This window comes from Glutamicibacter sp. AOP38-B1-38 (genome assembly GCF_052377485.1).
Lineage (GTDB): Bacteria > Actinomycetota > Actinomycetes > Actinomycetales > Micrococcaceae > Glutamicibacter.
In genome coordinates, this window is sequence record NZ_JBQSWU010000006.1 from 18,332 (window position 1) to 44,447 (window position 26,116).

General features: G+C 62.3%; 22 protein-coding genes. 13 read left to right on the forward strand and 9 right to left on the reverse strand.

Annotated elements, in window-relative coordinates; all coding sequences use genetic code 11:
- The first annotated feature begins 93 nt into the window (after nucleotides 1–93).
- Both ACT3TP_RS04885 and ACT3TP_RS04890 read left to right on the forward strand, forming a co-directional pair.
- Complete coding sequence (locus tag ACT3TP_RS04885; protein ID WP_444619626.1) at nucleotides 94–1,536, forward strand: amino acid permease; 1,443 nt, start codon at nucleotides 94–96, stop codon at nucleotides 1,534–1,536.
- Nucleotides 1,537–1,545: 9 nt separating this feature from the next.
- Entirely contained in the window at nucleotides 1,546–2,358 is an 813-nt protein-coding gene (locus ACT3TP_RS04890) for a hypothetical protein (RefSeq protein WP_444619628.1), read from the forward strand.
- On the opposite strand, the gene ACT3TP_RS04895 is transcribed toward ACT3TP_RS04890, so the two are convergent.
- Entirely contained in the window at nucleotides 2,355–2,486 is a 132-nt protein-coding gene (locus ACT3TP_RS04895; RefSeq protein ID WP_255248452.1) for a hypothetical protein, read from the reverse strand. The two genes, ACT3TP_RS04890 and ACT3TP_RS04895, sit on opposite strands and share 4 nt — an antisense overlap.
- A gap of 36 nt (nucleotides 2,487–2,522) precedes the next feature.
- Nucleotides 2,523–3,899: a LuxR C-terminal-related transcriptional regulator gene (locus ACT3TP_RS04900; RefSeq protein WP_444619630.1), complete on the reverse strand. Its 1,377-nt coding sequence runs from the start codon at nucleotides 3,897–3,899 to the stop codon at nucleotides 2,523–2,525.
- Nucleotides 3,900–4,068: 169 nt separating this feature from the next.
- Here ACT3TP_RS04900 and hxlB point away from each other — a divergent pair, with 169 nt between their 5' ends.
- Together hxlB and hxlA are read left to right on the forward strand one after the other, a co-directional pair.
- The gene (hxlB, locus tag ACT3TP_RS04905; RefSeq protein WP_444619764.1) at nucleotides 4,069–4,653 is read left to right on the forward strand and encodes a 6-phospho-3-hexuloisomerase; all 585 of its coding nucleotides are present in this window, start codon (nucleotides 4,069–4,071) and stop codon (nucleotides 4,651–4,653) included.
- A gap of 49 nt (nucleotides 4,654–4,702) precedes the next feature.
- Nucleotides 4,703–5,326 (forward strand): 3-hexulose-6-phosphate synthase, encoded by a 624-nt coding sequence (gene hxlA / locus ACT3TP_RS04910; RefSeq protein ID WP_096286894.1) that lies wholly within the window; start codon nucleotides 4,703–4,705, stop codon nucleotides 5,324–5,326.
- A 127-nt stretch (nucleotides 5,327–5,453) separates the two neighbouring features.
- Here hxlA and ACT3TP_RS04915 read toward each other — a convergent pair whose 3' ends face one another.
- Both ACT3TP_RS04915 and purB read right to left on the reverse strand, forming a co-directional pair.
- Nucleotides 5,454–6,335 carry an SPFH domain-containing protein gene (locus tag ACT3TP_RS04915; protein WP_444619632.1) on the reverse strand — a complete coding sequence of 294 codons (882 nt, stop codon included), beginning with the start codon at nucleotides 6,333–6,335 and terminating at the stop codon, nucleotides 5,454–5,456.
- Nucleotides 6,336–6,491: 156 nt separating this feature from the next.
- Nucleotides 6,492–7,898, reverse strand: coding sequence for an adenylosuccinate lyase (gene purB / locus ACT3TP_RS04920; RefSeq protein WP_444619634.1), 1,407 nt, complete (start codon nucleotides 7,896–7,898; stop codon nucleotides 6,492–6,494).
- A gap of 159 nt (nucleotides 7,899–8,057) precedes the next feature.
- Here purB and ACT3TP_RS04925 point away from each other — a divergent pair, with 159 nt between their 5' ends.
- Both ACT3TP_RS04925 and ACT3TP_RS04930 read left to right on the forward strand, forming a co-directional pair.
- Nucleotides 8,058–8,330, forward strand: coding sequence for a hypothetical protein (locus ACT3TP_RS04925; protein ID WP_141393549.1), 273 nt, complete (start codon nucleotides 8,058–8,060; stop codon nucleotides 8,328–8,330).
- An 86-nt stretch (nucleotides 8,331–8,416) separates the two neighbouring features.
- Nucleotides 8,417–9,679, forward strand: a complete 1,263-nt coding sequence (locus ACT3TP_RS04930) for a hypothetical protein (protein ID WP_444619636.1) — start codon at nucleotides 8,417–8,419, stop codon at nucleotides 9,677–9,679.
- Between the two features lie 3 nt (nucleotides 9,680–9,682).
- On the opposite strand, the gene ACT3TP_RS04935 is transcribed toward ACT3TP_RS04930, so the two are convergent.
- Nucleotides 9,683–10,069, reverse strand: a complete 387-nt coding sequence (locus ACT3TP_RS04935) for a phage holin family protein (protein ID WP_105552785.1) — start codon at nucleotides 10,067–10,069, stop codon at nucleotides 9,683–9,685.
- Between the two features lie 82 nt (nucleotides 10,070–10,151).
- Here ACT3TP_RS04935 and ACT3TP_RS04940 point away from each other — a divergent pair, with 82 nt between their 5' ends.
- The 6 genes from ACT3TP_RS04940 (at nucleotide 10,152) to ACT3TP_RS04965 (ending at nucleotide 19,112) form a co-directional block, all read left to right on the forward strand.
- Nucleotides 10,152–11,267: a histidinol-phosphate transaminase gene (locus tag ACT3TP_RS04940; protein ID WP_105552786.1), complete on the forward strand. Its 1,116-nt coding sequence runs from the start codon at nucleotides 10,152–10,154 to the stop codon at nucleotides 11,265–11,267.
- A gap of 121 nt (nucleotides 11,268–11,388) precedes the next feature.
- Nucleotides 11,389–12,534 carry a pyruvate dehydrogenase (acetyl-transferring) E1 component subunit alpha gene (gene pdhA / locus ACT3TP_RS04945; protein ID WP_444619639.1) on the forward strand — a complete coding sequence of 382 codons (1,146 nt, stop codon included), beginning with the start codon at nucleotides 11,389–11,391 and terminating at the stop codon, nucleotides 12,532–12,534.
- A 13-nt stretch (nucleotides 12,535–12,547) separates the two neighbouring features.
- Nucleotides 12,548–13,513 carry an alpha-ketoacid dehydrogenase subunit beta gene (locus ACT3TP_RS04950; protein WP_105552788.1) on the forward strand — a complete coding sequence of 322 codons (966 nt, stop codon included), beginning with the start codon at nucleotides 12,548–12,550 and terminating at the stop codon, nucleotides 13,511–13,513.
- Nucleotides 13,514–13,538: 25 nt separating this feature from the next.
- The gene (locus tag ACT3TP_RS04955; RefSeq protein ID WP_444619641.1) at nucleotides 13,539–14,960 is read left to right on the forward strand and encodes a dihydrolipoamide acetyltransferase family protein; all 1,422 of its coding nucleotides are present in this window, start codon (nucleotides 13,539–13,541) and stop codon (nucleotides 14,958–14,960) included.
- Nucleotides 14,961–15,060: 100 nt separating this feature from the next.
- Nucleotides 15,061–16,551: a hypothetical protein gene (locus ACT3TP_RS04960; protein ID WP_444619643.1), complete on the forward strand. Its 1,491-nt coding sequence runs from the start codon at nucleotides 15,061–15,063 to the stop codon at nucleotides 16,549–16,551.
- Entirely contained in the window at nucleotides 16,548–19,112 is a 2,565-nt protein-coding gene (locus tag ACT3TP_RS04965) for a DUF5129 domain-containing protein (RefSeq protein ID WP_444619645.1), read from the forward strand. Before ACT3TP_RS04960 ends, ACT3TP_RS04965 begins: the two co-directional genes overlap by 4 nt.
- Nucleotides 19,113–19,120: 8 nt before the next feature.
- Here ACT3TP_RS04965 and ACT3TP_RS04970 read toward each other — a convergent pair whose 3' ends face one another.
- Complete coding sequence (locus ACT3TP_RS04970; RefSeq protein WP_444619647.1) at nucleotides 19,121–19,858, reverse strand: class I SAM-dependent methyltransferase; 738 nt, start codon at nucleotides 19,856–19,858, stop codon at nucleotides 19,121–19,123.
- A 204-nt stretch (nucleotides 19,859–20,062) separates the two neighbouring features.
- Nucleotides 20,063–22,120, reverse strand: coding sequence for a prolyl oligopeptidase family serine peptidase (locus ACT3TP_RS04975; protein ID WP_444619649.1), 2,058 nt, complete (start codon nucleotides 22,118–22,120; stop codon nucleotides 20,063–20,065).
- Between the two features lie 223 nt (nucleotides 22,121–22,343).
- Here ACT3TP_RS04975 and ACT3TP_RS04980 point away from each other — a divergent pair, with 223 nt between their 5' ends.
- The gene (locus ACT3TP_RS04980; RefSeq protein ID WP_444619651.1) at nucleotides 22,344–23,099 is read left to right on the forward strand and encodes a hypothetical protein; all 756 of its coding nucleotides are present in this window, start codon (nucleotides 22,344–22,346) and stop codon (nucleotides 23,097–23,099) included.
- A gap of 48 nt (nucleotides 23,100–23,147) precedes the next feature.
- Here the strand turns inward: ACT3TP_RS04980 and ACT3TP_RS04985 are convergent, their stop codons facing one another.
- The gene (locus tag ACT3TP_RS04985; RefSeq protein ID WP_444619653.1) at nucleotides 23,148–24,650 is read right to left on the reverse strand and encodes an amino acid permease; all 1,503 of its coding nucleotides are present in this window, start codon (nucleotides 24,648–24,650) and stop codon (nucleotides 23,148–23,150) included.
- Between the two features lie 15 nt (nucleotides 24,651–24,665).
- Nucleotides 24,666–26,081, reverse strand: a complete 1,416-nt coding sequence (locus ACT3TP_RS04990; RefSeq protein ID WP_105552796.1) for an aspartate ammonia-lyase — start codon at nucleotides 26,079–26,081, stop codon at nucleotides 24,666–24,668.
- Between the last annotated feature and the right edge of the window lie 35 nt (nucleotides 26,082–26,116).

Below are 26,116 nucleotides of genomic sequence, written 5' to 3' on the forward strand. Positions count from 1 at the left end.
TATGACGGTCCGTGACAGGCCATGACGAGGGCTGCGCGGAGCAGGGGGCACGGCAGTTATTCTTCAAACGCATTCATTTCAGAAGGAGCCCCCATGTCCGAGCTCAGCGCGCCGCCGGCGCAGCAGCCTCCCGCCCGCTCTACTCCGGGCGTTTCGCCCGGCGAATCCGGGCTGCGCAGAACCATGACCTCCCGCCACCTGGTGATGATCGCGCTGGGCGGGGTGATCGGCTCGGGGCTGTTCGTCTCTTCGGGCTATACGATTGCGCAGGCCGGACCGCTGGGCGCCGTGCTGGCCTACGCGGTGGGCGCGCTGGTGGCCTATATGGTGATGAGCGGGCTCGGGGAGCTGTCCGCACGCCATCCGGTGGCCGGCGGGTTCCACGCCCACGCCACCCGCGACCTCGGCCCGGCCTGGGGTTTCACTACGGCCTGGCTGTACTGGATGTGCTGGGCGGTGGCGCTGGCCAGCGAGTTCACCGCCTCGGGCATCCTCATGCAGCGCTGGTTCCCCACGGTGCCGGTCTGGGTGTTCGCCCTGCTCTTCGCGGCCCTGCTGTTCGCGCTGAACGCGGTGTCCTCGAAGGTCTTCGCGGAAACCGAATTCTGGTTCTCGCTGATCAAGGTGGCCGCCGTGGTGCTCATGATCGTGGTCGGCGCGGCCACGATCCTCGGCATCAACCCGGCCAGCGAGGCGGGCCCGCTTGGCCTGGCGAACTTCGATACCGGCGATGGGCTGTTCCCGACGGGGATCAGCGGCGTGCTGGTCACCATCCTGGCGGTGTTCTATGCCTTCAGCGGCACGGAGCTGATCGGTGTGGCCGCCGGCGAGGCCAAGAACCCGGAACTGAGCATCCCGCGGGCCATCCGCACCGCCGTGGTGCGCCTGGCGGTGTTCTTCATCGGCGCCATCGTGGTGATCGCCGCGATCGTTCCCTTCGCCGAGGCGGGCGCAAACGAGAGCCCATTCGTCACGGTGCTGGATGCCGCGGGGCTGCCGGCCGGGGCCGACATCATGAACTTCGTGATCATCACTGCATTGCTCTCCGCGGGCAACTCCGGGCTGTATTCCTGCGCCCGGATGCTGCACGCCATGGGCGCCGCAGGCCAAGCCCCGGCGGTGCTCTCGAAAACCAACCGCCGCGGCGTGCCGATGCTGGCGCTGTGCCTGTCGCTGCTGGGCGGTTTGGCCTCCCTGCTCTCCGGGGTCATCGCCGCCGACTCGCTGTTCCTGGCGCTGGTCTCGATCTCCGGGTTCGCGGTGGTGGCGGTGTGGATCGTGATCTGCGCTTCGCACCTGTCCTTCCGCCGGCACCATGTGGCGCTGCATGGCGGCACCGATTCGCTGCCCTACCGGGCCCCGCTGTTCCCGCTGCTTCCGATCCTTGCGCTGCTTCTGCTGGGCGCCTCGCTGGTGGGTGTGGCCTTCGATCCCGTGCAGCGCCCGGCCCTCTGGTTCGGGGTGCCCTTCACGCTGCTGTGCCTGGGCTACTACCGCTGGCGCCACGGGTCCGGGGTGTTCACCCCGGCGCGCTGAACGGGCGCTGTGAAAACGCCGAAACCGGGAACTCTGCGCGGCTCTGGGGAGTTTAACGGGGCCAAGGCGGGCGTAAATCGTGCCGCGACCCACCAAGGAAATGAGGACGTTGTGGCGATGTTCGACAAGCTATTGCGCAAGGGAAAGCAGCTGGCCGGCGAGTATGTCCGGGAACAGCTGAACCAGCGCAGCACCACCGGCCAGCGAAACAACCAGCAGGATCCGCGCGGACCGCGCAGCCACGCCGGGTACGAAAACCGGAACTACCCGAACCAGCCAAGCGCGGCGCAACCGCGGACGGCCGGTAGCCAGGGCGCCTCACGCGAGGACCAGGCGGCGATTGAGAAATACCGCTACATGCTGCGCACCGCGCCGCCGCAGGATATGGAACGCGCCCACACCGAGGCTTTCTCCCGGTTGACTGCCCCGCAGCGCGAGCTGCTGCACGCCGAGCTGGCCGAGCAGCTGCCGGCCGCAGAGCGCCCGGCCTCGCAGCGGCCGGAGGATCTGGCCCGGGCCGCCACCCGCGCCGAGGTGTCCCGCCCGGGCTTCATGGACAAGCTCCTCTCGCGGGGCGGTTCGGGACGGAAATCCATGGGCGGCATGGCCGCCGGCGCTGCCGGCGGACTCGGAATCGGCCTGCTGGGCGGTGTGGCCGGCGCCTTCATCGGCACCGCGATCGCCGGCCCGCTGCTCGATGGCTTCGCCGGGGCCGGCGAACAGTTTTCCGCGGCCGGAGAGGGCCTGGGCGACCAGGCCGGGGGAGCGTTCGGGGACTTCCTGGGCGGTGCCGGAGGAAGCTTCGGGGACTTCGAGTTCTAGCACTGGCATGGAGCGGCCGCCGTGCATCCTGAACCCGCTGCCAGCGGGAACTCGTGGCTCTTGACCTGCGGGAAAGAGATCTTGAAGATCGGTCCGCCGGCCACCACGAACACGATCTTGCCCGGCATTATGGAACACTGCCATCGATCAGGCTGCCCCGGCCCCTATTCCGTTGCGGCTCGTGGATGTTTGACGGTTCCAGGGGCCTCGCCCCAGCGCTTCCCGCTAGCGGCATCCGGCACGCCGCGGCTATGGGCCAGCGCCGCTGCCTCGGCGCGCGAACGCACATCCAGCTTCTTGAAGAGGTTGCGGACATGGAACTTCACCGTATTCTCGCTGATGCCCAGGGCTGCGGAGATCGCGCGGTTTCCCTGCCCCGCCGCCAGCAGTTGGAGCACCTCGAATTCCCGGGCGGCCAGCTTCCATTGGGCCAGATCGGCGGGCATGCTCTGCGGCGCATCGAGCGGCAGCACGATCGAGACATCGGTGCCCCACTCGGAGATGACTTCCAGCTCCATCCGCCCGGCCAGGGCTTGCACCTGACGGTTCAGGCGCTCGATAGTCGGAGACGCTTGATCCATGGCGCCGCGTCCGTCGTCACGCATGTTGATCAGCAGGTTCTCACCGTCGCAGTCCCATTGGGCACGAATCCGGTGGATCTGTTCTTGATCCATCATGACCAGCGCCAGCCCGCGCATGATCGAGCGCGCCGCGTAGGCGACTTCTCCGGGCAAGGCCCTGCCATCGGCGGGCGGCTCGATGAATTGCAGTTCCACTCCGCCGGATTCGCTCAAGGGGCGCAGGTCCTCGCGCAAGCGGGTAAAGGCGCTGCCCACCGGTTCCTCGGCCATGCCATTGATCCGGTCATCGAGGGACCGCAAGCCCACCAGGGTCTTCGCCGCCAGGTCGGTGGCCTTGGCACGTGCCAGCGCATCGCTGAGCTGCGTGCTGCGCAAGGTGGCCAGCAGAAGGTCCAGGCTGGTGGAGTACTGGTCGACCAGTTCGGTGGTCACCCGGGTGCGTTCGGCCGATACGGCCCGCGATTCACGCAAGTAGGAGGGCGGCGCGTCGGCGACCTTTTCGCGGATCCGGGCTGCCGTGAGCCGCCAGAGGTAGCCAAGCAGATCGCGGGAACTGGCGGACTCGGCAGGCTCCTGCGCCAACACCGGATCGGTCAGCACGAGGAGCGCATTGCTCGGCGGATAGCGCAAGGCAAGGACTTCGCGCGGAGCCCCGCCAATCCCGGCGGTGCTCCGCCACCGGTCCTGGCCCGGATGGGAGCTGCGCAGCTGGTCCAATTCATCGATGGTGACCCGGGAGGTGATTGCCTCGCTTCCCGACTTCTTCTGCGGCCTGCCCGTGCATTCTTCGGTGAAGATCAGCAGCGCGGAGCATTTGATCCAGGGCGGCAGGGCGGCATGCAGGCGCTCGGCGATCTGCAGCAGCGGCGCGGTCGCCAGCAGCGACAGCGAATCGAGAAGCCGCCAGAGCCCGTCTTGGGAAATCGGTTCGGCAGCAATGCCCTCGGGGGAAGAAACCATGACAGCGAGTGTATTCCATCCGGGACTGGCTCACCTACCTGAATGGGTGGGATGAACCGTCACAAAATGGGGTATTGCCCACCCGGAGGAATCGCGAGGATGGATTGTAGACACGGCGGGGTCCTCGACGGGCACCGAAGCGAGCATCGAGAGGAATGGCTTGGGAACTTTGCGAACCACGGCGGCGGCAATCACGACAAATCATGTTCTAGCCGCGCAGGAAATGATCCAGGCGGAGATCGCTGGGACCATGCAGGCCATCGATCCCGGGCAGATCGCAGCGGTGGCCGAGCTGGCCGGTTCGGCCAAGCGGATCTTCGTCGCCGGTGCCGGGCGCAGCGGTCTGGTGCTGCGCATGGCCGCCATGCGGCTGATGCATCTGGGCCTCACCGTGCACGTGGCCGGGGATATCACCACTCCGGCCATCACCGAGGGGGATCTGCTGCTGGTGGCCTCAGGCTCGGGCACCACCTCCGGGGTGGTCAGAAGCGCACAGACTGCGGCCGATCTCGGCGCGCGCATCGCCGCGGTGACCACGGACCCGGATTCTCCCTTGGCGCATCTGGCCACCGCGATTGTGCAGGTGCCGGCCGCGCGCAAGACGGACCACGGATCGGCGAAGAGCAAGCAGTACTCGGGCAGCCTCTTCGAGCAGTCGCTCTTTTTGGCCACCGAATCGCTATTCCACTGCCTCTGGAGCAGCACGGACTTGCCGGCCGAAGAGCTGTGGCTGCGGCACGCCAACCTGGAATAGCCCGCCGCGAATCCTCCTCGAAAAACACAACAACCGAAAGAAGATCATCATGAAAATCCAAGTTGCCATCGACCTGTTGACCACCCAGGACGCGCTGGAGCTGGCGGCCAAGGTCGCCCCGTACGTCGACATCATCGAGTTGGGCACCCCGCTGATCAAGGCCGAGGGCCTCTCGGCGGTTGCCGCGATCAAGAGCGCCCACCCGGACAAGATCGTGTTCGCCGACATGAAGACGATGGATGCCGGCGAACTGGAAGCCGACATCGCCTTCGCAGCCGGCGCGGATCTGGTCTCCGTGCTCGGCAGCGCAGACGACTCCACCGTGGCGGGCGCCGTCAAGGCTGCCAAGGAGCGCAATAAGGGCATTGTCGTCGATCTGATCGGCATCGCGGACAAGGCCGCCCGTGCGAAGGAGGTCATCGCGTTGGGAGCTCAATTTGTCGAGTTCCACGCCGGCTTGGACGAGCAGGCGCAGCCCGGTTACGACCTGACTGGCCTGCTCAGCGCGGGGGCGATCGCAGCAGTTCCGTTCTCGGTGGCCGGCGGGGTCAGCATCAGCACGATCGCCGAGGTGCAGAAGTCCGGGGCCCAGGTGGCGGTGGCCGGAGGCGCCATCTATGGTGCGGCCGACCCGGCGACCGCGGCCCGCGAGCTCAAGGCCGCATTGGTCTAAAGCGCGATATATCCCTTCGGCCTGCCCCGTTGGGGGCAAGTCGAAGCATCGGCGGCATCGATAAAACGGAGCCACCCGGAATTGCATAACAAGGCGCACGGCTCCAGTGGAGCCGTGCGCCTTGGCGCTATTTGCCCTCGTCGCCACCGACCATGGTGATTGGCTGGACGCCTCCGCCGGGGAAACAGCCGATCGGGCTCTTGCCTGATTCTGCGACGATGTCCAAGCATTTGGATGTCAGCGTCTCGGGGGTGATGGACCGCTCGAGGATCTTGTTGGCCTCGGCCTCGGCGGCGCTGGTTTGCTTGCGCTGCTCGGCGATGCGGGTCTTCGCAGTTTCGGCCTGCAGCTCGTTGATGCGATTCTGCGTCGGCTCATCGAAGTTGATGATCGGCAGGGTTACCGAGCGGATGTCGATCTGGGTGCCGACCTTTTCCTGCATCTTGGTCCGCACGGACTTGGCCAGGCCCTCGAGGTCCTGGCCTCCATCGGCTGGATCGGTGTAGGCCAGCGGGTCGTAGCTCGCCATGACTTCGTTCAACGCGGCGCGGAAATTGCGATCCACCAGGTTGGACTGGATGCCTTCGAAGGTGCGGTAGTCCAGGAACACGGACATCGCGTCGTCGGTCTTCAACTGCCACTGGATCGAGGCGTCGACGTTCGCCTTGCCGTTATTCCCCAGGCGGACCGGGATGGCGCTGTTCGAAGAGTACACGTCGTTTTGGACCGACCCGTCGAGCTTCTCCACGGTTTCCCACGGCGCCTTGAGGTGGAAGCCGTTGCCGATGACGGCGGTGGGCTTGCCCAGGGCGATCTTCACCCCGACGGTGCGCGGCTGAACGATGGTGGCTGAGGCGAATCCGAGAACAACCAGCGAAACGACCAGAATGCCGATGCCGGTCAACCGGGCATTTCCCTTGGACTTCGTGCCGGCTTTCATGCCCGCGCTGCCGAAGACGAAGACTAGCCCGAGAAGCATGCCAATGATGATGAGAACTGTGAGAAACATGTCCCTCTTCCTTGATGTGATGAACACTTAAAGTCTAAGCGATGTAACATCTGGAGGATTCGAGGGAGGGTGAGTGGTGTTTCACCTACGGCAGCGCGCGGATACGACAACGGCCGTGAATACCCGATGGGAACTCACGGCCGTTGCGATGGAAGACTACTTCAGGTGGTCAACCAGCTCAGAGGCGATGCCGGTGTAGCTGCCCGGGGTCATCTGCTGCAGACGAGCCTCGGCGTCCGCCGACAAGCCCAGCTCGCCAACGAATTCCTTCAAGCGGGCCGCGTCCACGCGCTGTCCGCGGGTCAGGTCCTTCAGGCGCTCATAAGGATTGTCCATGCCTGCAACGCCGGCAATGGATTCGGCTCGCATGACCATCTGGATGGCCTCGGCGAGCACCTCCCAGTTGTGGTCCAGATCCTCTGCGAGTACCGCCTCGGCGACATCCAAGCGATCCAGGCCCTTGGCGACGTTCGAGATGGCAAGCACCGAGTGGCCGATGGCGGTGCCGATGTTGCGCTGCGAGGAGGAGTCGGTCAGGTCGCGCTGCCAGCGGCTGGTGACCAGGGTGGCACCCAGGGTGTCGAGCAGGCCGTTGGAGATCTCCAGGTTCGCCTCGGCGTTCTCGAAGCGGATCGGGTTCACCTTGTGCGGCATGGTCGAGGAGCCGGTTGCTCCGGCCACAGGGATCTGTGCGAAGTATCCGATGGAGATGTAGCTCCACACATCGGTGCACAGGTTGTGCAGGATGCGGTTGAAGCGTGCGATGTCGGCGTAGACCTCTGCCTGCCAGTCGTGGGATTCGATCTGGGTGGTCAGCGGGTTCCAGGTCAGTCCCAGGTGCTCGACGAAGGACTGCGAAACCTGCTGCCAGTTAGCGGTGGGAACCGAAGCGTAGTGGGCGGCATAGGTGCCGGTGGCGCCGTTGATCTTGCCCAGGTACTCGGTCTTCTCGATGCGGTCCAGCTGGCGGGTTAGGCGCCAGGCAAGAACTGCCAGTTCCTTGCCCAAGGTGGTTGGGGTTGCCGGCTGGCCGTGGGTGCGCGAAAGCATCGGAACGTCGCGGGACTCTTCGGCCATCTTGGTCAGCTGGGTCACCAGCTCGCGGGCCGCAGGCAACCACACCTGGGTGACGCCGCCCTGGACGCCCAGAGCATAGGAGAGGTTGTTGATGTCTTCGCTAGTGCAGCCGAAGTGGACCAGCGGCTTCAGGTTGCCAATGCCGATAGCGTCCAGGCGGTTAGCGATGTAGTACTCGACTGCCTTCACGTCGTGGACGGTGACGGCCTCGATCTCGGCCAGTTCCTTCACCGAGTCGGCGTTGAAGTCCGTGACGATCTTGCGCAGGGCAGCCTGCTGATCGGCGGTGAACGGGGAGGTGCCCGGCAGCACGGAGTTCTCGGCCAGGTGGATCAACCATTCGATCTCCACGTGAACACGATCGCGGTTCAGCGCCGCTTCGGAAAGGTAGTCAACCAACGGTGCCACCGCGCTGCGGTAGCGTCCATCGAGGGCACCAAGTGCCAGGGGTTCATTAGCAAGGGAAGTGCGCGCAATCTCAGCCATGTTCATATTCTTTCATCACTGCGTGCACATCACATCTTTTACACACATCCTTCTTTCCACAGCCGGTGCCCAAACGGGCCGAAAGAGGCAGCAGCAGGGTGAAGATGAAGGCAGATTTTCACCGATTCGCCGGTGGAGAATGACGGGTGGGAGCTAATCATGATGTTTCAGGCGACCCTGGATTCGGTGGCCTTCCAGCTGGATGACGCCCAGTCAACAACGCGTTTCGCCATCGAACAGCTCTCTTCAATCGGTTCGCTGACTTGGAGATCTTCGGCAGGCAAGGCCTTTGCCTCGGAGGTGAGCCAACTCAGCGACAGGCTCGTGGGACTCACCAAAGCGCTGGGCGAAGCCGAGTCCTATCTGTCGTTGGCGATCAGGGAGATGAACGCGTTGGAAGCGGAGATCCTCAATCAGCGAATGGCTTCCTAGCCATGGGATATGACGTCAATTACAACGCCTTGGATTACGCCCAATCGGCTCAAATTTGCCAACAAGTCTACGGGCAACTCCAAAGTGTGGAGACGCAACTGCTGAGAGCCTCGGTGCGCGCGCAAGAATGCCAGCGAGAAGCGCAAACCCAATGCTGGGTAAACGGAATCGGTAACCGCGGCTATTCACTGGGGATACTGGCGGACAAATTACGCACCGGCTACCACCACGCGGCCGAAGCCGTGATCGGCGCCCGGAGGTTGGAGGAGAAGGTGCACGCAGCAATCGAGAACTACGTCAGGGCAGAGACCAGAATCGAGAACTCGATTCTGGTCTCTGCCAAATGGCAGATTCTGCTGGACGCTTGGAACAGCACGCGCAACAACGATTCCCGCCCGCCAACCACCGACATGGAAACGCTGCTCAAGCTCTTTGTTTTGCTCTCTTCGCCACGGGACCGGTTTGGCTTTGCGCGCCCGCAGCCCTTGATGATGCACGAAACGACCGAAAAACTGGCCGATTTCATCTCTACCTGGGGGCCATTGCGGAGCAAGGAACTGCACCTCGGCGACGCCCAACCGGTGGAACAGGTTGAGATCGACGGCACGCTGAACGGCTACTACCAGCTTCATAAGATTCTCAACGATGCGGGACCCAGCGATGATGGGCAGATTCTGATCGCCGAGGCCGAGCAAGATGGAGAGAACGTTTATCTCGTCATTCTTCCCGGGACTCAGGGGGAGGGCAATGGCAATAATCCCTTTGACACCTACGGCATCATCGATGCGTTCAGCCTCGAATCGGAGAACTTCGCCGGACCGATCAGCGAGGCCCTGCACATCACTGGTGCCCGCGAGGGCGACGAGGTGATCCTCAGCGGGTACTCGCAAGGCGGGATTCATATTGCGAATCTGATGAAGAACAGGTTCTTGCGCAAGAAGTTCAAGATGGAAAAGATGCTGACCCTCGGTTCTCCCATTGGCCACATAGATCTTCCCGAAGACATTCGAAGCCTGTCGATTGAGGATTCCAAAGACATGGTTCCTGGTACCGACGGGGTGGAGAACAAACGCAAAAAGGATCAAATCACCGTGAAATTTGACGGTCCGAGGTTTGAGGAACAGCTCGACGAGGGGTTGTTCGGCAAACCGCACGACCTAGATAATTACGGAGACCATCTCGAAGAGCTGGTGGAGAAGCCGATCCCGGATCTGCACGAGAATCTGCGGGAATTCGGGCTTCCTCCGGGGCCTTTGAAATTTCGCAAATTCAAGATCGAACGCAAAGAGCGCCCGCGAAACACAAAGCATGAAAACTGGGAGGAAGAGAAATACGGCTCAGCCCGCTAGCGCTTAGCGCTTTTCCTTGCCAACGAAAAAGCCGAGGACTGCCGAAACGATCGAGATGATGATGGTGCCGACAATGGCGTCCCACCAGAATGCGTCGATGCTAAGGCCCACCGGCGTGAACTGAGTCAGCCAGCTGGTCAGCATCAGCATCAGCGCATTAATGATCACGGTGAACAGGCCCAAGGTGAGGCAAGTGATCGGCATCGAGAAGAACGAGACTATTGGCCGCACCAACGCGTTGATCAGGCCAAAGATCACGCCCACGATCAAATAGGCGATCGCGGATCCAAGGAGGCCTTCGCTGATGGCGCTGATCTGGATTCCGGGGACAATCCATACCGCTGCGGCAAGGGCCAATGCATTAACAATGACTCGAATCAAAAAGCTCATGAGACAACTTTGCCATAAAAGACTGGAAGCCCGGTGAGCAAAGAATCTGCCGATTGACCTACCGAGGGCTAGGCTTTGATGTATGAGTGAGAACCCCGTGACCCAAGATTTGGTGCAACCTCGTTCAGTAGTTGCGCGCTTGCCAAAATACGCCGCCGGCAAACCACCGACAGCAATCGAAGGACTTGAATCTTTCAAGTTGTCCTCCAATGAGATCCCTTTTGGCCCATTGGATGAGGTGCGTCGGGCGGTCATGGAACAGGACGCGCTGAACCGCTATCCGGACAGCCTCTCCACGAAACTGCGCGAGAGCCTCAGCGATTACCTCGACGTACCAGCCGAAGATGTCGTCACCGGTGCAGGATCGCTCGGCGCGCTGGCGCAGATTCTGACGACCTTTGCCGGTCAGAACGAAGACGGCGTCCAAGACGAGGTTATCTATGCATGGCGCTCCTTCGAGGCCTACCCAATTTTGGTGCAGAGCGCAGGCGCGCTGCCGGTAGAAATTCCCGTGCTGGAAGATGGCCGCCACGATCTTGAATCGATGATCGAAGCAGTCAACGAAAATACCTCGGTCATCTTGCTTTGCACGCCGAACAACCCCACCGGCCCGATCCTGACCCAGAGCGAGGTCGATGACTTCATAACGAGAGTGCCGCGCAATGTGCTGATCGTGCTGGACGAGGCGTACATCGAGTTTGTGCGCGATCCCGAAGCGGTGGACGGAGTCAACACCTACCGCGAGAATGAAAACGTGGTGTTGTTGCGCACGTTCTCCAAGGCCCACGGCCTGGCGAATCTGCGGGTTGGCTACAGCGTCGCGCACCCGGAAATCACCGACAATATTCGTGTCGTCGCCACACCATTTGCGGTCTCTTCAGTGGCGGAAGATGCCGCCGTCGCCTCCTTGGAAAACATCGATAAGGTGCTTGAGCGGGTCAACACCTTGGTGCAGGAGCGCGAACGCGTGGTGGCTGCATTGAAGGCGCTGGGCTGGGATTTCCCGGCAACCCAGGCGAACTTCGTGTGGTTGCCGCTAGGCGGAAACACACAGGCTTTCACCGAACGAGCCCAGAGCCAAGGGCTGTCGGTTCGCGGGTTTGCCGGTGAGGGCGTGCGGATCTCGATTGCCGAGGCAGCGGCCAACGACCGGATCATTGAATTATGCAAGAATTCTCTCGATTTAAAGCAGAGCTGACCTGCTTCTAATTCTCGCGTTTTAGACGCCTTGAGATATAGGCTGTTCATTAGTTAAGCCGCTATATGTCCCATAGGGAATGTATTCCTTGTGGGGCATATAATTGATCGAAGGAAGTTTTATGCCGCGTGCCGCAACCGAGGCAACGGACCAGGATCTGATTCAGATTCTGACCCCGGAAGGCCAGCGTCTGCCCAACGAAACTTATGATTCGTATTTGGGCGATGTTGACGATGACATGTTGCGTGGTTTTTACCGCGACATGGCGTTGACCCGCAGGTTTGACCAAGAAGCCACGGCCCTGCAACGCCAAGGTCAGCTCTGCCTCTGGGTCCCGCTGCGTGGGCAGGAAGCGGCGCAAATCGGTTCGGGCCGAGCCGCCCGCCCGAAGGACTACATCTTCCCGACCTACCGCGAACACGGTGTTGCGCTCACCCGCAATGTCTCCTTCTCCGAGATGCTTCGCTTGTTCCGCGGCATCTCCGGCGGCGGTTGGGACCCGCGGGAAAACAACTTCCACATGTACACCATGGTGCTTGCCGCCCAGCTGCCGCATGCCGCCGGCTACGGCATGGCGATTAATCTTGAACAGCATGGCTGGGATGAAGCGAAACGCGCCGAACAGGGTGACGCGGTGCTGACCTACTTCGGCGACGGCTCCTCCACCGAAGGCGAAACCCACGAATCGATGGTTTTCGCCAACTCCTTCGACGCACCGGTGGTGTACTTCTGCCAGAACAACCAGTGGGCCATTTCGGTGCCATTTGAAGTTCAATCGAAGGTCCCGCTGGTCACCCGCGCCGCTGGCTACGGAATGCCGGGAATCCGCGTGGACGGCAACGACGTGCTGGCGGTCCTGGCGGTCACCCGCTGGGCCATGGAGCATGCGCGAAGCGGCAAGGGACCGGTGCTGATCGAAGCGGTTACCTACCGCCTCGGTGCGCATACCACCGCAGATGACCCGACCAAGTACCGCCAGAGCGAAGAAGAGCTGGCCTGGGCGCCGAAGGATCCGCTAATCCGCATGGAAACCTACCTGCGAGAGAGCAACATCGTCGACGAAGCGTTCTTTGAACAACTCGAACGGGACGGAAACGCGATGGCCGCTCAGGTCCGCAAGGACGCCATGGCCTTCCCCGTTCCGCCGCTGTCCAAGTCCTTTGAGCAGGTGTACGCCGAAGCTCACCCACTAGTCCAGGAAGAACTGCAATGGCATCTGGACTACGAAGCCGGGTTCGCGGACGAAGCCGGACAGGGAGAGAAATAAATTGACGACAACCATGACTCTTGCCAAGGCCATCACCAACGGCTTGGACAAGGTGCTTGCATCCAATGACCGCGCCATCCTCATGGGCGAAGATATCGGACGCCTCGGCGGCGTATACCGAATCACCGAAGGGCTGATCGACAAGTACGGTGCCCACCGCGTGATCGATTCCCCACTGGGCGAAGCCGGTATCGTGGGCGGCGCGGTCGGCATGGCACTGCGGGGGCACAGCCCGCTGGTGGAAATCCAGTTCGACGGCTTCGTCTTCCCCGCTTTCAGCCAGATCACCACCCAGCTGGCCAAGATGCATGCCCGCTCCGAGGGGCGGCTGACCGTGCCTGTGGTCATCCGCATTCCTTACGGCGGCGGCATCGGTTCCATTGAGCACCACTCCGAATCCCCGGAAGCCCTGTTCGTGCATACCGCGGGTTTGCGCGTGATCACCCCCTCCAACGCGCACGACGCCTACTGGATGATCCAGCAGGCCGCCGAATGCAAGGACCCGGTCATCTACCTGGAACCCAAGCGCCGCTACTGGCTCAAGGGCGAGGTTGATACCGAAGCTCCGGCGCTGGACGCATTCAAGGCTCAGATAGTCCACCCCGGAGAAGACGCGACCATCGTCGCCTACGGCCCGCTGGTTCCCATCGCGCTGGCTGCCGCGGAAGCCGCCCGCGAGGACGGCCGCTCGGTTGAAGTGATCGACCTGCGTTCGCTCTCGCCGATCGATTTCGACACCATCACCGAATCGGTGCAGAAGACCGGACGGCTGATCATCACCCACGAAGCGCCGACCTTTGGCGGTCTCGGTGGCGAAATCGCCGCGCGCATTTCCGAACGCGCCTTCCTGTCCCTGGAAGCACCTGTGCTTCGCGTAGGTGGATTCCACATGCCATACCCCATCTCGAAGGTCGAATCCCAGTACCTGCCGGACATCGACAAGCTGCTCGAAGCCCTCGACCGGTCCTTCGCTTACTAAGCGCTAAGGAACCAAGGAGAAAAACATGACTGTCTTTAATCTTCCCGATGTGGGCGAGGGGCTAACCGAAGCCGATATCGCCTCCTGGAAGGTCTCCGTGGGAGACACCGTCGAGGTCAACCAGATCTTCGTGGAAATCGAAACCGCCAAATCGCTGGTCGAGCTTCCCTGCCCCTTTGCCGGGGTAGTCACCGAACTGCACGCGGGCGAAGGCGACACCGTATTGGTGGACCAGCCTCTGATCACCATCAACGAAGAAGGCGACCCGGTGCCACCTACCGGTGTCCCCGAACCTTTGGAAGCCGCTAACACCGAAACCCCGGTGGCCTCCGAGGAGCCTGGCCCGTTGGTCGGCTCCGGCCCGGCAGCCGACTCCGCGGTACGCCGCAAGCGCACCAGTCGTCCGGCGCCTTCGGCCGCAGCAGCGCGGCCCACCCCGCCTCGCGGGAGCGCCAGCGCCGCCGGCCTGGCAGATACGATCTCGCGTCGCGCCCAGGGTCTGGGCCAGGCGGTGGCCCGCGAGGTCGACCGCCGGAAGCCTGCCATGGCCAACTTTGTCGACCGGGTGCTTGCAAAGCCTCCGGTGCGTCGGCTTGCCAAGGATCTTGGCGTGGACATCAACGAGATCGTCGGTACCGGCGTGCAGGGTGAGGTCACCCGCGAAGACGTCAATAGCTACCAGGGCCAGCGCGAAGCCGAGCGCGACGCGGCACCAACCTACTGGGGACACGGAGCCGAAGGCGGCGCGCTCATCGAACGCACGCAGGTTCGCGGGGTGCGCAAGGCCACCGCAAAGGCCATGGTGAACTCCGCCTTCAGCGCCCCGCACGTTTCGATCTTCGTGGACGTGGACGCAAGCCGCACCATGGAGTACGTGCAGCGGCTGAAGAAGTCCCGCGACTTCGAAGGCATTAAGGTTTCCCCGTTGCTGGTGCTGGCCCGCGCAGTGATCTGGGCGGCCGCACGCAACCCCTCGGTCAACGCCTCCTGGGTGGAGACCGAGAATGGTGCGGAGATCCACCAGAAGCACTTCATGAATCTCGGCATCGCCGCGGCCACCCCGCGTGGGCTGCTGGTTCCGAATATCAAAAATGCCCATGAGCTGAACATGCGTGAGCTCGCGATCTCCCTCAACGAGCTGGCCACCACGGCCCGAGCAGGCAAGACCAGCCCGGAAGAAATGCGCGACGGCACGTTGAGCATCACCAATATCGGTGCGTTGGGCATTGATACCGGAACCCCGATCATCAACCCGGGCGAGGTAGCGATCGTCGCCTTCGGCACGATCCGCCAGAAGCCATGGGTTGTCGACGGCGAGGTGGTGCCCCGCTGGATCACCACCCTCGGTGGCTCCTTCGACCACCGCGTGGTTGACGGCGACCTGTCGGCCCGCTTCATGGCCGACGTCGCCTCGATTATGCAAGAACCGGCCATGCTGCTGGACTAAGCGGTGAAATCAACCCGCCCGGTGAAGTGCCTGAGCACCTCACAGGGCGGGTTTTTCCGCGCCCGGTTACTCAAACTCTTATTGATATACTCGGGGCACTATGACTCGACCGTTCGCTGCAGTCCGTTCCTTGCCCCGATTTGGAGCACTGCTCCTGCCGCTGTTGGCGCTTCTCGCGCTACCGCTCCCAGCACAGGCCCAAGACCTCCGGTCAGAACCGGTTTACCCCACCGTGCAATCAAGCGCCCCGGCGGAAGACGAAGAACCAATCCTCATTCCGCGTGTCACCGCGCAGCAAGAGAACTTCTACCTTGCGGTCAGCGACGCGGCTCAAGGCTCGGTCGATACGCAGGAAATTCTCGATCAGGTACGCCAATCCATGGATCTTTCAAATGCAAAGATTCTGGTTGGAGTCGACCAGAAGCCAAACAACCTCACGGGAGCCGCGCAGCTGGTGCGAGGCATGCTGCTCTTCGGTGACAGCGACGCGCTCAGCGATGACTGGGTGGAAAACGGCCAGGAGCTGGGGTACGTCGGAAAAGGCTGGATTGTTGTCGGGGTCATGCTGCCCGAAGCCCCGGGAGCACCAACCGAGGTTTCGGTGGAACCGGGCCGCAACGTCACGGCCGTCGGGTCGGGAGCCGAAGACCGCATCCAAGGAGCCGGCCAGCAGCAGTTCGACGCCCAGAACTACACCCAAGGCCTCATCGAGGTGGCACGGGCCAGCGCCACCGAGCTGAAGGCGCCCAAAGACAGCACCACCGCAAAAATCATTGGATTCGGCGTGCTAGGCCTGATCGTGGTTGGAGCGGTGCTCGCAACCTTGATCGCGCGGCATCGCAAGAATCGTGCAGCGGCTGCCATGGCGCGCAGCAAACGCGGTGACATGCTCGTGGAGCTGCTCCGCCAGCGCGCCTTACAGCTGGACAAGCATGGCGCGCACCCAGCTGCCGGCAACCCGGAAGGACCCAGCACGCAGGCGAGCGCGGCAATTAAAAACGCGATTCCACCGCTTAATGCTCGCGCCCGCGAATTGGCCGAACAATACCAAGACGGCGGTCCGCTCGATGCCGATCGGTTGGCAACCATGGAAAGCACCTTTGCCGATCAGGAAGTGCTGGTCGCGGGGAGCAAAGCGCTCAATAGCCTGCTTGGCTCGAAGTTCCGGAACAAGGACGACTGGAACGCCATCGTGCTCACCCACCGCGAACGGCTCGAAGATACCGCACAATTCCTCAACATACCGTCAGTCGGGCAGCTGGCGTGTGTGCCACGATTGCGCGCATTGATCATCGAGCACACCAACCGGCTGGACGAGGTGCGCCAATGGGCAGGCGGAAGCCAGCAGCGAAATCAAACTACTGCGCAGGTACTGGATGAGCTGTGGACCATACACCACGAGTTGCAGCGGGAACATGCAACAGCAGTTCAACAGGCTAGAGCCGCAAATTTGAAACTCATCGACTCATTGCGCGAGCGCATGCTCGGTGACCGGGCCGCGAAGGTCTACTCCGATCCGCTGAGCATCTTGGACCGTGCATACGCACGGGCTGAAGAGCTGGCCGTCGTGAAGCAACAGGAGAACTCATGAGCCGGCGTCAAATGCTCGATTCGCGCGGTCGTCGATTAAGCCGGCCGCGGTCCTGGGCGGCACTTGGTGCGATACTCATGGCCCTCATCACCACGCTGGTTGCCGTGCGGGGGTACACCTCGATCCCGGAGGAGCCACTGCACGAGGTGTCGATCGTCGTCGAGGGGTCGAACGACTGGAACATCAGCCAGTCCACGGTGGACGCGGCACTTGAAAAACAGCCCATCAAGTCGCATAGACCGCTGACGCTCACCGTCACCGACAGGTATCTCAGCGGGGATGAACTGCTACGCGGCGAACTGCCGGGCTACGACGTTCTGCTCTCCACCCAGTTGGAAAATCTTGAAACCGGCAACCAAGACGTTGACGAGCGGTTCAACGGCAGTGCGCTGAAATCCGAGTTGGTTTCCGGAGACGACGAGTACCGGGATGCGCGCTTCGAAATCAGCAATTCCTTTTGGGACAATGTCGGTCTGGGCCACGGACCGCAAGCGGCGATTGCCGCGGCCGAACGTGCGGCGATTGTGCTCTCCGATGTTCCGGTGCAAAATCCGCTGTATTGGTTCGGGGCGATTGGCCTATGCGCCATGCTCACCGCGGTGCTGCTGTACTTTGCGCTGCGCTACCGCGCGCGGTGGAGTTCCAGGTATCGCCGTTTCGTGGCCGCGCAGCGCAAGCTGGCCCGAGTGGTCCTGGACCTCGAAGCCTTGGAAGCGACCTATGCCGCCGCAGCCGAGAGTTCGCGTCCGGAAGGGTTCAGCAAAAACTGGCACGACTTGCAAAGCCTGTCATTACAGGCGGCGCGCAACGAAGATCCGCTGTTGACCTCGCTTTTCACCAAGGCCGAGGCACTGAACCAGGACACCGGTGCAAAGCTCGCCGAATTTGAAAACACCAGCCGGAGGCTGACCCAATTAGCCGATGCGCTGATGGGCGCCGGGTCGGTTCACGCAAATCTCGCCGGGACCGGAAGTACCTTCGATAAGCTCAGCCGGCCAATCTATGAGGCAGCGACCGCACTGCTGATTCGTCTGGACAAGGCGCCGGGGCGCATGATCTCGGGCCAAGATGTCCAGGCGTTGCGCACTGACCTTGGCGAGCTTTTGGACGCCTCGACGGGGGACACCGACAGCAAGCAGGCGGTCGCCCGGTGGCGCGAAGCCGAACAGCAGCTTGCCCGGCACACCCGCACGCTGATTACCTCGCTGCGCCGTTACCCGCACGGCCGGATTCCCGCCGCGGCGCAGATTTCCCAAGACCATCGCCAACTGCGTGAAAGCCTGGGCCTCGAAGCACCAGAAAAATCTAGCGCCTTGCACCACCTGCGCTTGGCCAATGCCCTGGTGCGAGCAACGCTTGGAGACACCCTCGCCTCGGACGGCGGCCGGCAAACGCCCGACGCCGGCGCCATGCCCGACACCGCGATTGCTTCGGCTCGGGGAAGGCGAGGTACCGCCGGTACCGAGGAACCGGCTCCGCGCCGTCGCGGGCTGCTGATCACCCTCGCGGTGTTGACGCTTCTGGGCAGCATGGTTGCCGCCGGATTGCTGGTGGCCAAGCTGACCGCAAGGCCCGAAGTGGCCAGCGATGGCAGCGGGCAAGGCGTGAGCTTTGAGGTAGATGACCCAGCGGGGATGCTCGTCGAAGAGGATGTCTTGCGCTATATGGACACCGACTTCGAAAGCGACAGCAGCTTCACCCTCGCGGTACGGGATGCCGAAAGCTATCTTGAATTCCGTCCCCCGGAGTCCGGGAGCACCTTCCGCGATGTTCGGCCCGTCAGCATCCTGGAGGCGAAATGGCGTTTGAAGGGTGAATTCAAGGACAAAGTAGATCCGGTAACCGGTGAGCTTCTCCCCGAGGAAGCGATCATCCCGGTGCTAGTCACCGACGCCGAAAGGACCGTCGTTCCGGGAATCATCAGCTCCGAGGTGCAACGCGGCGAGTATTCCTGGGGTCGCTTGAACGCCTGGGAACACGGGTCGATCAGTGAATCCAGGTATTTGGAGATGGAGGTCGCCGGAACCCTGGACGACTACAACGAGGCGCTGGAACGCAACGGGTATGAGCGAGCCGGGTTCTCCTCGTCGAGCCTCTTCTGGATGCTCAGCTTCATGTTCTTCTTCACCGTCGTCAACCTGGTGCTCGTCGTGCGGTACCTGCTCGGTGCCACGAGCCGCATCAGCCGATTCGGACGCGGTGCGGGGGCCTTGGCTCGGGCGAAGAAGCAGCTCGAAACGTTGATGCTCGGCTTGGACGATGCACAGCTCAACGCGGTGGCGGTGCTCGGTTCCGGCGGCCAAGGGCGCGCAGATGAAGCCGGGCAGCGGCTCTTCGAACGCGCTCTGGTGATGGCGTGGCACGAAGCGGAAGAACTCTCGCAGCTTCCCATGTCCGAACGCTTGCACCAGTCATATGCTCACCGGGTGGCCCACCTGGAACGCTTGGTGGCGATGCTGGGTGAACGCGATGCAGATGTCGCCCGCCGCGCCAAGGCCCTGGTGGCCGCGACTCGTGGTGCTGGCGGAGATGAGCCGGCCTCGGTCATCCTTCCCGGATAATTTGGGTATTAGGCTTCCAGAACAATAAAGAGGAAGGCGAGGAACCGCGGGTCTTGGCGGCCGTTGAAAAAATCAGGGAACTTCTCCACGGCTTCTGGAGAGGGGGCAGGCTCTTCGAGGTGCGTCAGGCGAAAACCTGCTGCTAGGAAGGATGTCAGCATGGCCGACAAGGACCTGTCCCAGAAGGTCAGTTCGGTTTCTTGCCCGTTCATCTGCCAATTCTCGGTTCTTGAACGGGTTTCGAAGTAATTTGTCTTCACTCCGGCCTCACGCTGGCCGAGCCAGGTCGCGAACGGGTGCTCGACCGAGAGGATCAGGCGACCGCCCGGTTTAAGCACACGTTTCATCTGGGCCAGGGTGTCCTGCCAGTCTTCGAGATAGTGCAGCGAGAGCGAACAGAGCACATCATCAAAGGTATTGTCTTCGAAGGGCAGCGGTGCAGCTAGATCGGCGACTCGCAGGTCCACCCCGGGGCCGAGCCGATCGCGGGCAATGTCGAGCATTGCGGCGCTGCCGTCGATGCCGATGACGGTAGCGCCGAGTCCAAGCAGGTCGGCAATATTTGGGCCGGATCCGCACCCGGCGTCCAGCACGCGATGTCCTTTGACCTCGCCAAGCAGTGCGCGGATTGCAGGACGATTGTAATACTCGTTGAGCAGGCTTGAATCGTTTTCGGCAGTGTAGCCATCGGCAATGGCGTCGTAGGCCGCAGCGGCGGACTTCTCTTCTACATTTGGGAGCTCCATGCAGCAATACTTGCACAAGCAGCTGCCGTTGGCGGAGGAGCCCTGGTCCTGCACACCTTGGGATATGAGCTGAAGATGATGGGAGCTACCTGTGATCGCGTCATCCCTGGCGGGCGGGCACCGCAGGAGCCAGAAGCGGGAGCGGCGGCCAAGCTCCCAAAACTTTCAGAGAGGCACGACCGCCGCCTGAGCTAGCAGTATCGGCTAGCCGAGCACCTCAGGCAACGGGCTAGGCTCATTGCCCAGAACATTCCGTGACAAGAACTCGAAGATCACCTGGTACCAGATCTTGGCGTGTTGCGGAGTGAGAACCCAGTGGTTTTCATCCGGGAAGTACAGGAACTGATGGACGGTGGTTCCGTCCGCCTCCTGCGGAAGCCCGGACTCGGCCAATAGCTCGTACCACAAGCGCAAGCCCTCCCCAATGGGTACGCGATAATCCTTGTCGCCATGAATCACCAGCATGGGCGTCACAATATTCGCCACCGAGTTATGCGGGGAATTGACCTGGATCATTTCCTTGCTCATCTCACGTGTCCAATAGAACGAGGCATCGGTGGTCTTGCCGAAACCTTCCAGCGCCCACAGGCTCGCATGAGTCACGATTGCCTTGAACCTATCGGTGTGCCCGGCGATCCAGTTGGCCATGTAGCCACCGAACGAGCCACCCATGGCCGCGGTCCGGGTCTCGTCAATATCCGGGCGGGACTCGGCGGCATCGGTGATGGCCATTAAATCCGTATAAGGCTCGAAACCCCAACGCCCCCAACCACGCTGGATGAACTCCTGGCCGTAGCCGGTAGACAGCGAAGGGTCGGGCAAGAGCACCGCGTACCCTTGAGCGACCGCCAGCCATGGATTCCAACGCCAGCTCCAGGCATTCCATGAACCCAGCGGGCCGCCGTGGACCCACAGCAGCAACGGTGCCTTGGACTTCGGACCGGCAGTTTCGGGAAGCGCCAACCAGGCACGCACCGGGGTTCCGTCCTCGGCGGTGGCCGTGACTTCGGTGAGCGTGCCCGGAAGCTCGGGCCGCGCTGCGGGGGAACGCAGCTCGGATACCCGCGCGTATTCGTTCTCTTCCAGATCCGAGAGGTGGGTAAGTTCCACCGCCACCGGTTCCGCAGGATATTCGTAGCTTGAGCGCAAAGCGTAGGCGGTCCGCGAATCCGGGCTGATCAGTACGTTGGCGTATGCTCCGGCATCGGTCAGGCGAGTGATCTTGTCCCGGTCCAGCGACAGGTGGAAGATCGGGCTATGCCCGTGCTCGTCGGCGACGATCAGCAGCGAGTGGCCGTTAGGGAACCAGATGATGTCTTCCGCCCAGCGGTCCCAACCCACTGCGATTTCGTGGGTTTCTCCGCTGGCCAGTTCCATAAGCCAAAGGCTCATCACCGGCGCGGTCTCGGGTGTGGATCGGGTCCAACGGCAGTAGATCAGTTTGGTCGAGTCCGGGCTGATCTTGCCTACCGTGTACTCGTAGTCCTGGTCCGGAGACAGGAGCATCTCCTGTTCGCCGGAATGCAGATCGATGCGCATCAATCCTGTAGCCACCGAGCCGCGGCCTTCCGGTACCATCCACTCGGTAATCAGGAACTCGCCGCTATCCGCGGCAGTGAACTCAGCTTCTGTCTGATTCGCACCGATGCCGGGAGTTAGGTCCTTGAGCGTGCAAGCATCGGCGCTTGAGCTTTCCGGCAGCCGGGTGGCATAGAAATGTGGTGTTTGCGGTCCAAGATCCGCATCCCAATATCGCACCGGATAACTGGTGTGCAGGATGGCGGAGATCTTCTTCTCTTTGCGTTCGCCGAGGATTTTTTCCTCGTGTTCCAGGTCCTTTGCGCGCGGCAGCCCGGCGGCGCGCACCAAAAGGTCCTTCTGGTTCCGGGCGAATGTGGTGACCGATTCGATGCCTGCCGGATGCGACAGGATCGACCGCGCCTCGCCTCCCGCCTTGGGCAGCAGCCAAGCTTCGGGCTTGGCGTCATCCTTGGAGGAGCGCTTGGACAGGAAGAGCAGATCGCCGGTGGCGGTGAAGTTCGGCTGCGATTCGCCGTTTTCGCCAAAGGTCAGCCGGCGGGCCGGTTCGTGCCCGCTGGGGTCGATCTCCCAGAGGGCAGAGCTGTATTTTGTTGCGTCCTCGGCAAGCGTGCTCACCGAGGTGACTAGCCGGGTGCCATCCGGTGAGAGCGCCAGCCCGCCGAGCCGGGAGAGGGAAATGTAGCCATCAAGATTATGAAATGGTTGCTTTGCATGTGCCATAGGACACATCATTCCACTATTGCCGCTCAGGCACTAGTGCAATGCACAGATGCGCTCGAAACAGAAGCCGCGTCGCATCACGCGAGTTGCGTCCAAGACTTAATGCTTTTGATATTGGAATGGCGTGCCGGATAGGGGATCGTGGGAGCGAAGGGCCCCGCACCCGCTTACCGCGGCGTGCCGGCCGGCACGCCGATCCGCAGGGACTGCTAAGGAGCAAAGGGTGAAACAACTACAACTATCGCTGCGACTGCTGTCGCTAACGGCACTCTCCGCGCTCGCGTTGGCTTCGTGCTCGACGAATGATCCAAGCCCAGAACCGGCACCGAGCGAGAACACCCAAGTCCCGGACGTCTCGGAAGCAGCGCCCGCGCCAAGCCCCGGCGCCGCGCAGAGCCCGAGCGCGGACGAATCCGATAATTCGAGTCGAACTGGAGAAACCGACCTATCTCAAACTCAAGAGATTATGGGCATCGGTTTCCAGCTGCCCGCGGAGTGGTACGTCGAAGAAGATTGCGATGGCGAATGCATCGAGTACGACAAATGGGAGATCAAGAATCGCAGCGGCGCACACGTGATGACCCTGCTCCCGAATACCGCGACCTCTCCGGACGGCGACATGAACCTCTATGAACGCGAACTGCTCAAAGAAGTTCCGATACCCGCACTGGAAACTCCAACGAGTCTAATCGCCGAGTTTTGGACGGGCACCAGCCAGGAAGACGGCGAAAAGGAAACCGGTTTCTCCTTGGCGCTCGTCGATGACCAGGTCCTGAAAGAGCGCACCGAACAACCCGATCTGGACTATTTCAAAATCGGCGACAGCCAGGCGCCGATGCTCTGGGTGGAAGAGGAATATATGGAGGATCAAGGGATCGGCGACGATCCCACTCGTGAGGGCGTGGACAACTTCCTGGCCAGCGACGAGTACCGAACCATCGAAAACATCCTGCTCACCGTGCGCCATGCGGCAGGTTAAGCACCAATGGTGTGGAGCCCGCTGGAACTCAACACCATTGCCGGGTGATTAGACCAGGGCCTTCTCATTTCCCGAGTCGTCATTGCTTGCGCGCTCTGCAGCCAGGCGTGCGCTTGCCAGCTCGTTGATCCGCTTCCGGCTGGCGTACCAGCCGAGAATCAGCAGCGGAACGATGATCGCCAACGAGGCGATGGTCCAGGTGCCCACCGGATTATCGAAGGCCATCATGACCAGCACCGCGGCGAGGAAGACCAGCGTTACCCATCCGGAGATGGGAGCCAGCGGCATCCTGAAGCTCGGACGTTCAAGGCTGCCGCGGCGTGCGGCCTTGACCAACGCCATCTGGCACAACACGATCATGCCCCAGGAGGCCAAGATTCCCACGGCGGCGAAGTTCAAGACGATTTCAAATGCTTTTGCCGGAACAAAGGCATTGAGGACCACGCCGAATACCGCGACGGCCGCGGTGATCAAGATGCCGCCATAAGGCACACCGGACTTGTTCATGCGTCCGGCGAAACGCGGGGCCGAACCGTTCAAGGACATGGAGCGCATGATGCGCCCGGTGGAGTACAAGCCGGCATTCAACGAAGACAGCGCGGCGGTGAGCACCACCAGGTTCATCACCACATCCATGCCCTGAATGCCGATGGAGCCGAAGAACGTCACGAACGGGGATTCGCCGGCCTTGTAGGCGGAGTAGGGAAGCAGCAAGGAAAGCAATACCAGCGAGCCGACGTAGAACACTGCGATGCGGATGATCACCGTGTTCACCGCCTTCGGCATGACCTTCTCGGGATCCTTTGCCTCGCCGGCCGCGGTGCCGATCAGCTCGATCGACGCGTAGGAGAAGACCACACCCTGCATGAGCACCAGCACCGGCAGCAAGCCGTTGGGCAGCAGCCCGCCGTTGTCGCTGAGAATCGAGAAGCCCACCTCGTGGCCGTCGATCGGGGTGCCGAAGATGACGAAGTAGCAGCCAACAATGAGGAAGCCCACCAGCGCGACGACCTTGATCAAGGCGAACCAGAATTCCATCTCGCCGAAGGCCTTGACCGAAACCAGGTTCATGCCGAGCACCAGGGCAAGGGCCGCCAACGCCCAGACCCACTGCGGAACCGCGCCAATCCAGGAAACGTATTTGCCGAAGAACGCCATGTACAGGGCCACCGCGGTGATATCCACAATTGAGGTCATGACCCAGTTCAGCCAGTACAGCCAGCCGGTGGCGAAGGCTGCCTTCTCGCCGTAGAACTCGCGGGCATAGGAAACAAACGAACCCGAGGTCGGGCGGTGCATGACCAGTTCGCCCAGTGCGCGCAGGATCAGGAATGCGAAGAAGCCGCAGACCGCGTAGCTCACGACGATGCCCGGACCGGCAGCCGCCAGGCGCCCGCCGGCGCCCATGAACAGGCCGGTGCCGATGGCGCCGCCAATGGCGATCATCTGCATCTGGCGGGAAGAAAGTCCCTTGTGGTAGTCGTCGTCACCGGCGGTGAGGCCCGCCTCGGGCACGTGCGCCGCGGTGGCGTGGGTGGTGGAATGCTCCATCGGAATCCTTGCGTGTTAGTCGGAGAGATTTGCCAGGCGCTCTGGCTTGAGCAGTTCGTTCAGGTCTGCGGCCGAGAGCAGGCCGCGTTCGAGCACCAGCTCGGCCACGCCGCGTCCGGAATGCAACGCTTCCAGCGCGATCGAGGTGGACTGGGCGTAGCCCAGCCGCGGGTTCAACGCGGTGACCAGGCCGATGGAGTTCTCCACCTCGCGGCGCAACGCGTCCTCATCGACGGTGATTCCATCGATGCAGCGGGTGGCCAGGGTGAGGCAACCGTTGGTCAGATGCTTGAGCGATAGCCCAATGGAGTGCGCGATCACCGGTTCGAAGGCGTTCAGCTGGAGCTGGCCGCCCTCGGCCGCCATAGTCACCGTCATATCGTGGCCGACCACCTGGTAGGCGATCTGGTTGACGACCTCCGGGATTACCGGGTTGACCTTTCCGGGCATGATCGAGGACCCGGACTGCACGGCCGGCAGCTGCAGGTCGTTGAGTCCGGCACGTGGTCCGGAAGAGAGCAGGCGCAAATCGTTGCAGATCTTCGAGATCTTCAGCGCCACACGCTTGAGCACTCCGGAGAGGTGCACGAAGGCTCCCACGTCGCTGGTGGCCTCGATCAGATCGGGACTGGTGGTCAACGGCAGGCCGGTCAAAGCGGCCAGGTGGCCGCGCGCCGATTCGGCGTAACCTGCCGGTGCGTTCAAGCCGGTGCCGATCGCGGTGGCCCCGAGGTTGATCTCGGTGACCAGCGACAGCGATTCGGCCAGCCGATCGCGGTCTTCGCGCAAGGTGACGGCCCACCCGCCAAATTCTTGGCCGACGGTCATCGGCACCGCATCTTGCAACTGGGTGCGGCCCATCTTCACCACGCTGCGGAATTCGCCGGCCTTGGCCAGGCAGGAATTCTCCAGCACCAGCATGGCTTCAAGCAGCGGCTGGGTGGCGAAGTGCGTGGCGATGTTCACCGCGGTCGGGTACGCGTCGTTGGTGGACTGCGAGAGGTTCACATGGTCATTGGGGTGCAGGTAGGAGTACTCGCCCTTTGCATGGCCCATGATTTCCAGGGCGAGGTTTGCAATGACCTCGTTGGCGTTCATATTGGTGCTGGTGCCCGCGCCGCCCTGGATGGGGTCGATGATGAACTGTTCGTGCAGGGCGCCGGCGGCGATCTTTTCGCAAGCCTGGTCGATGGCCCCGGCGCGCTCGGCGTCGAGCAGGCCCAGCTCGTGGTTTGCCCGGGCGGCCGCCTGCTTCACGCGGGCCAGCGCGGCAATCAGATGCGGGTTGCCGGTGAGGCTGGTGCCGGTGATATCGAAGTTTTCCTTGGCGCGCAGGGTATGCACGCCCCAGTAGGCGTCGACCGGGATGTCGCGGTCGCCGATCAGATCGTGTTCGCTGCGTGTGACGGGAGCCTGAATGGTTTCAGACATGAGTGCTCACTCCTGATTTTAGGCGCACTAAATGC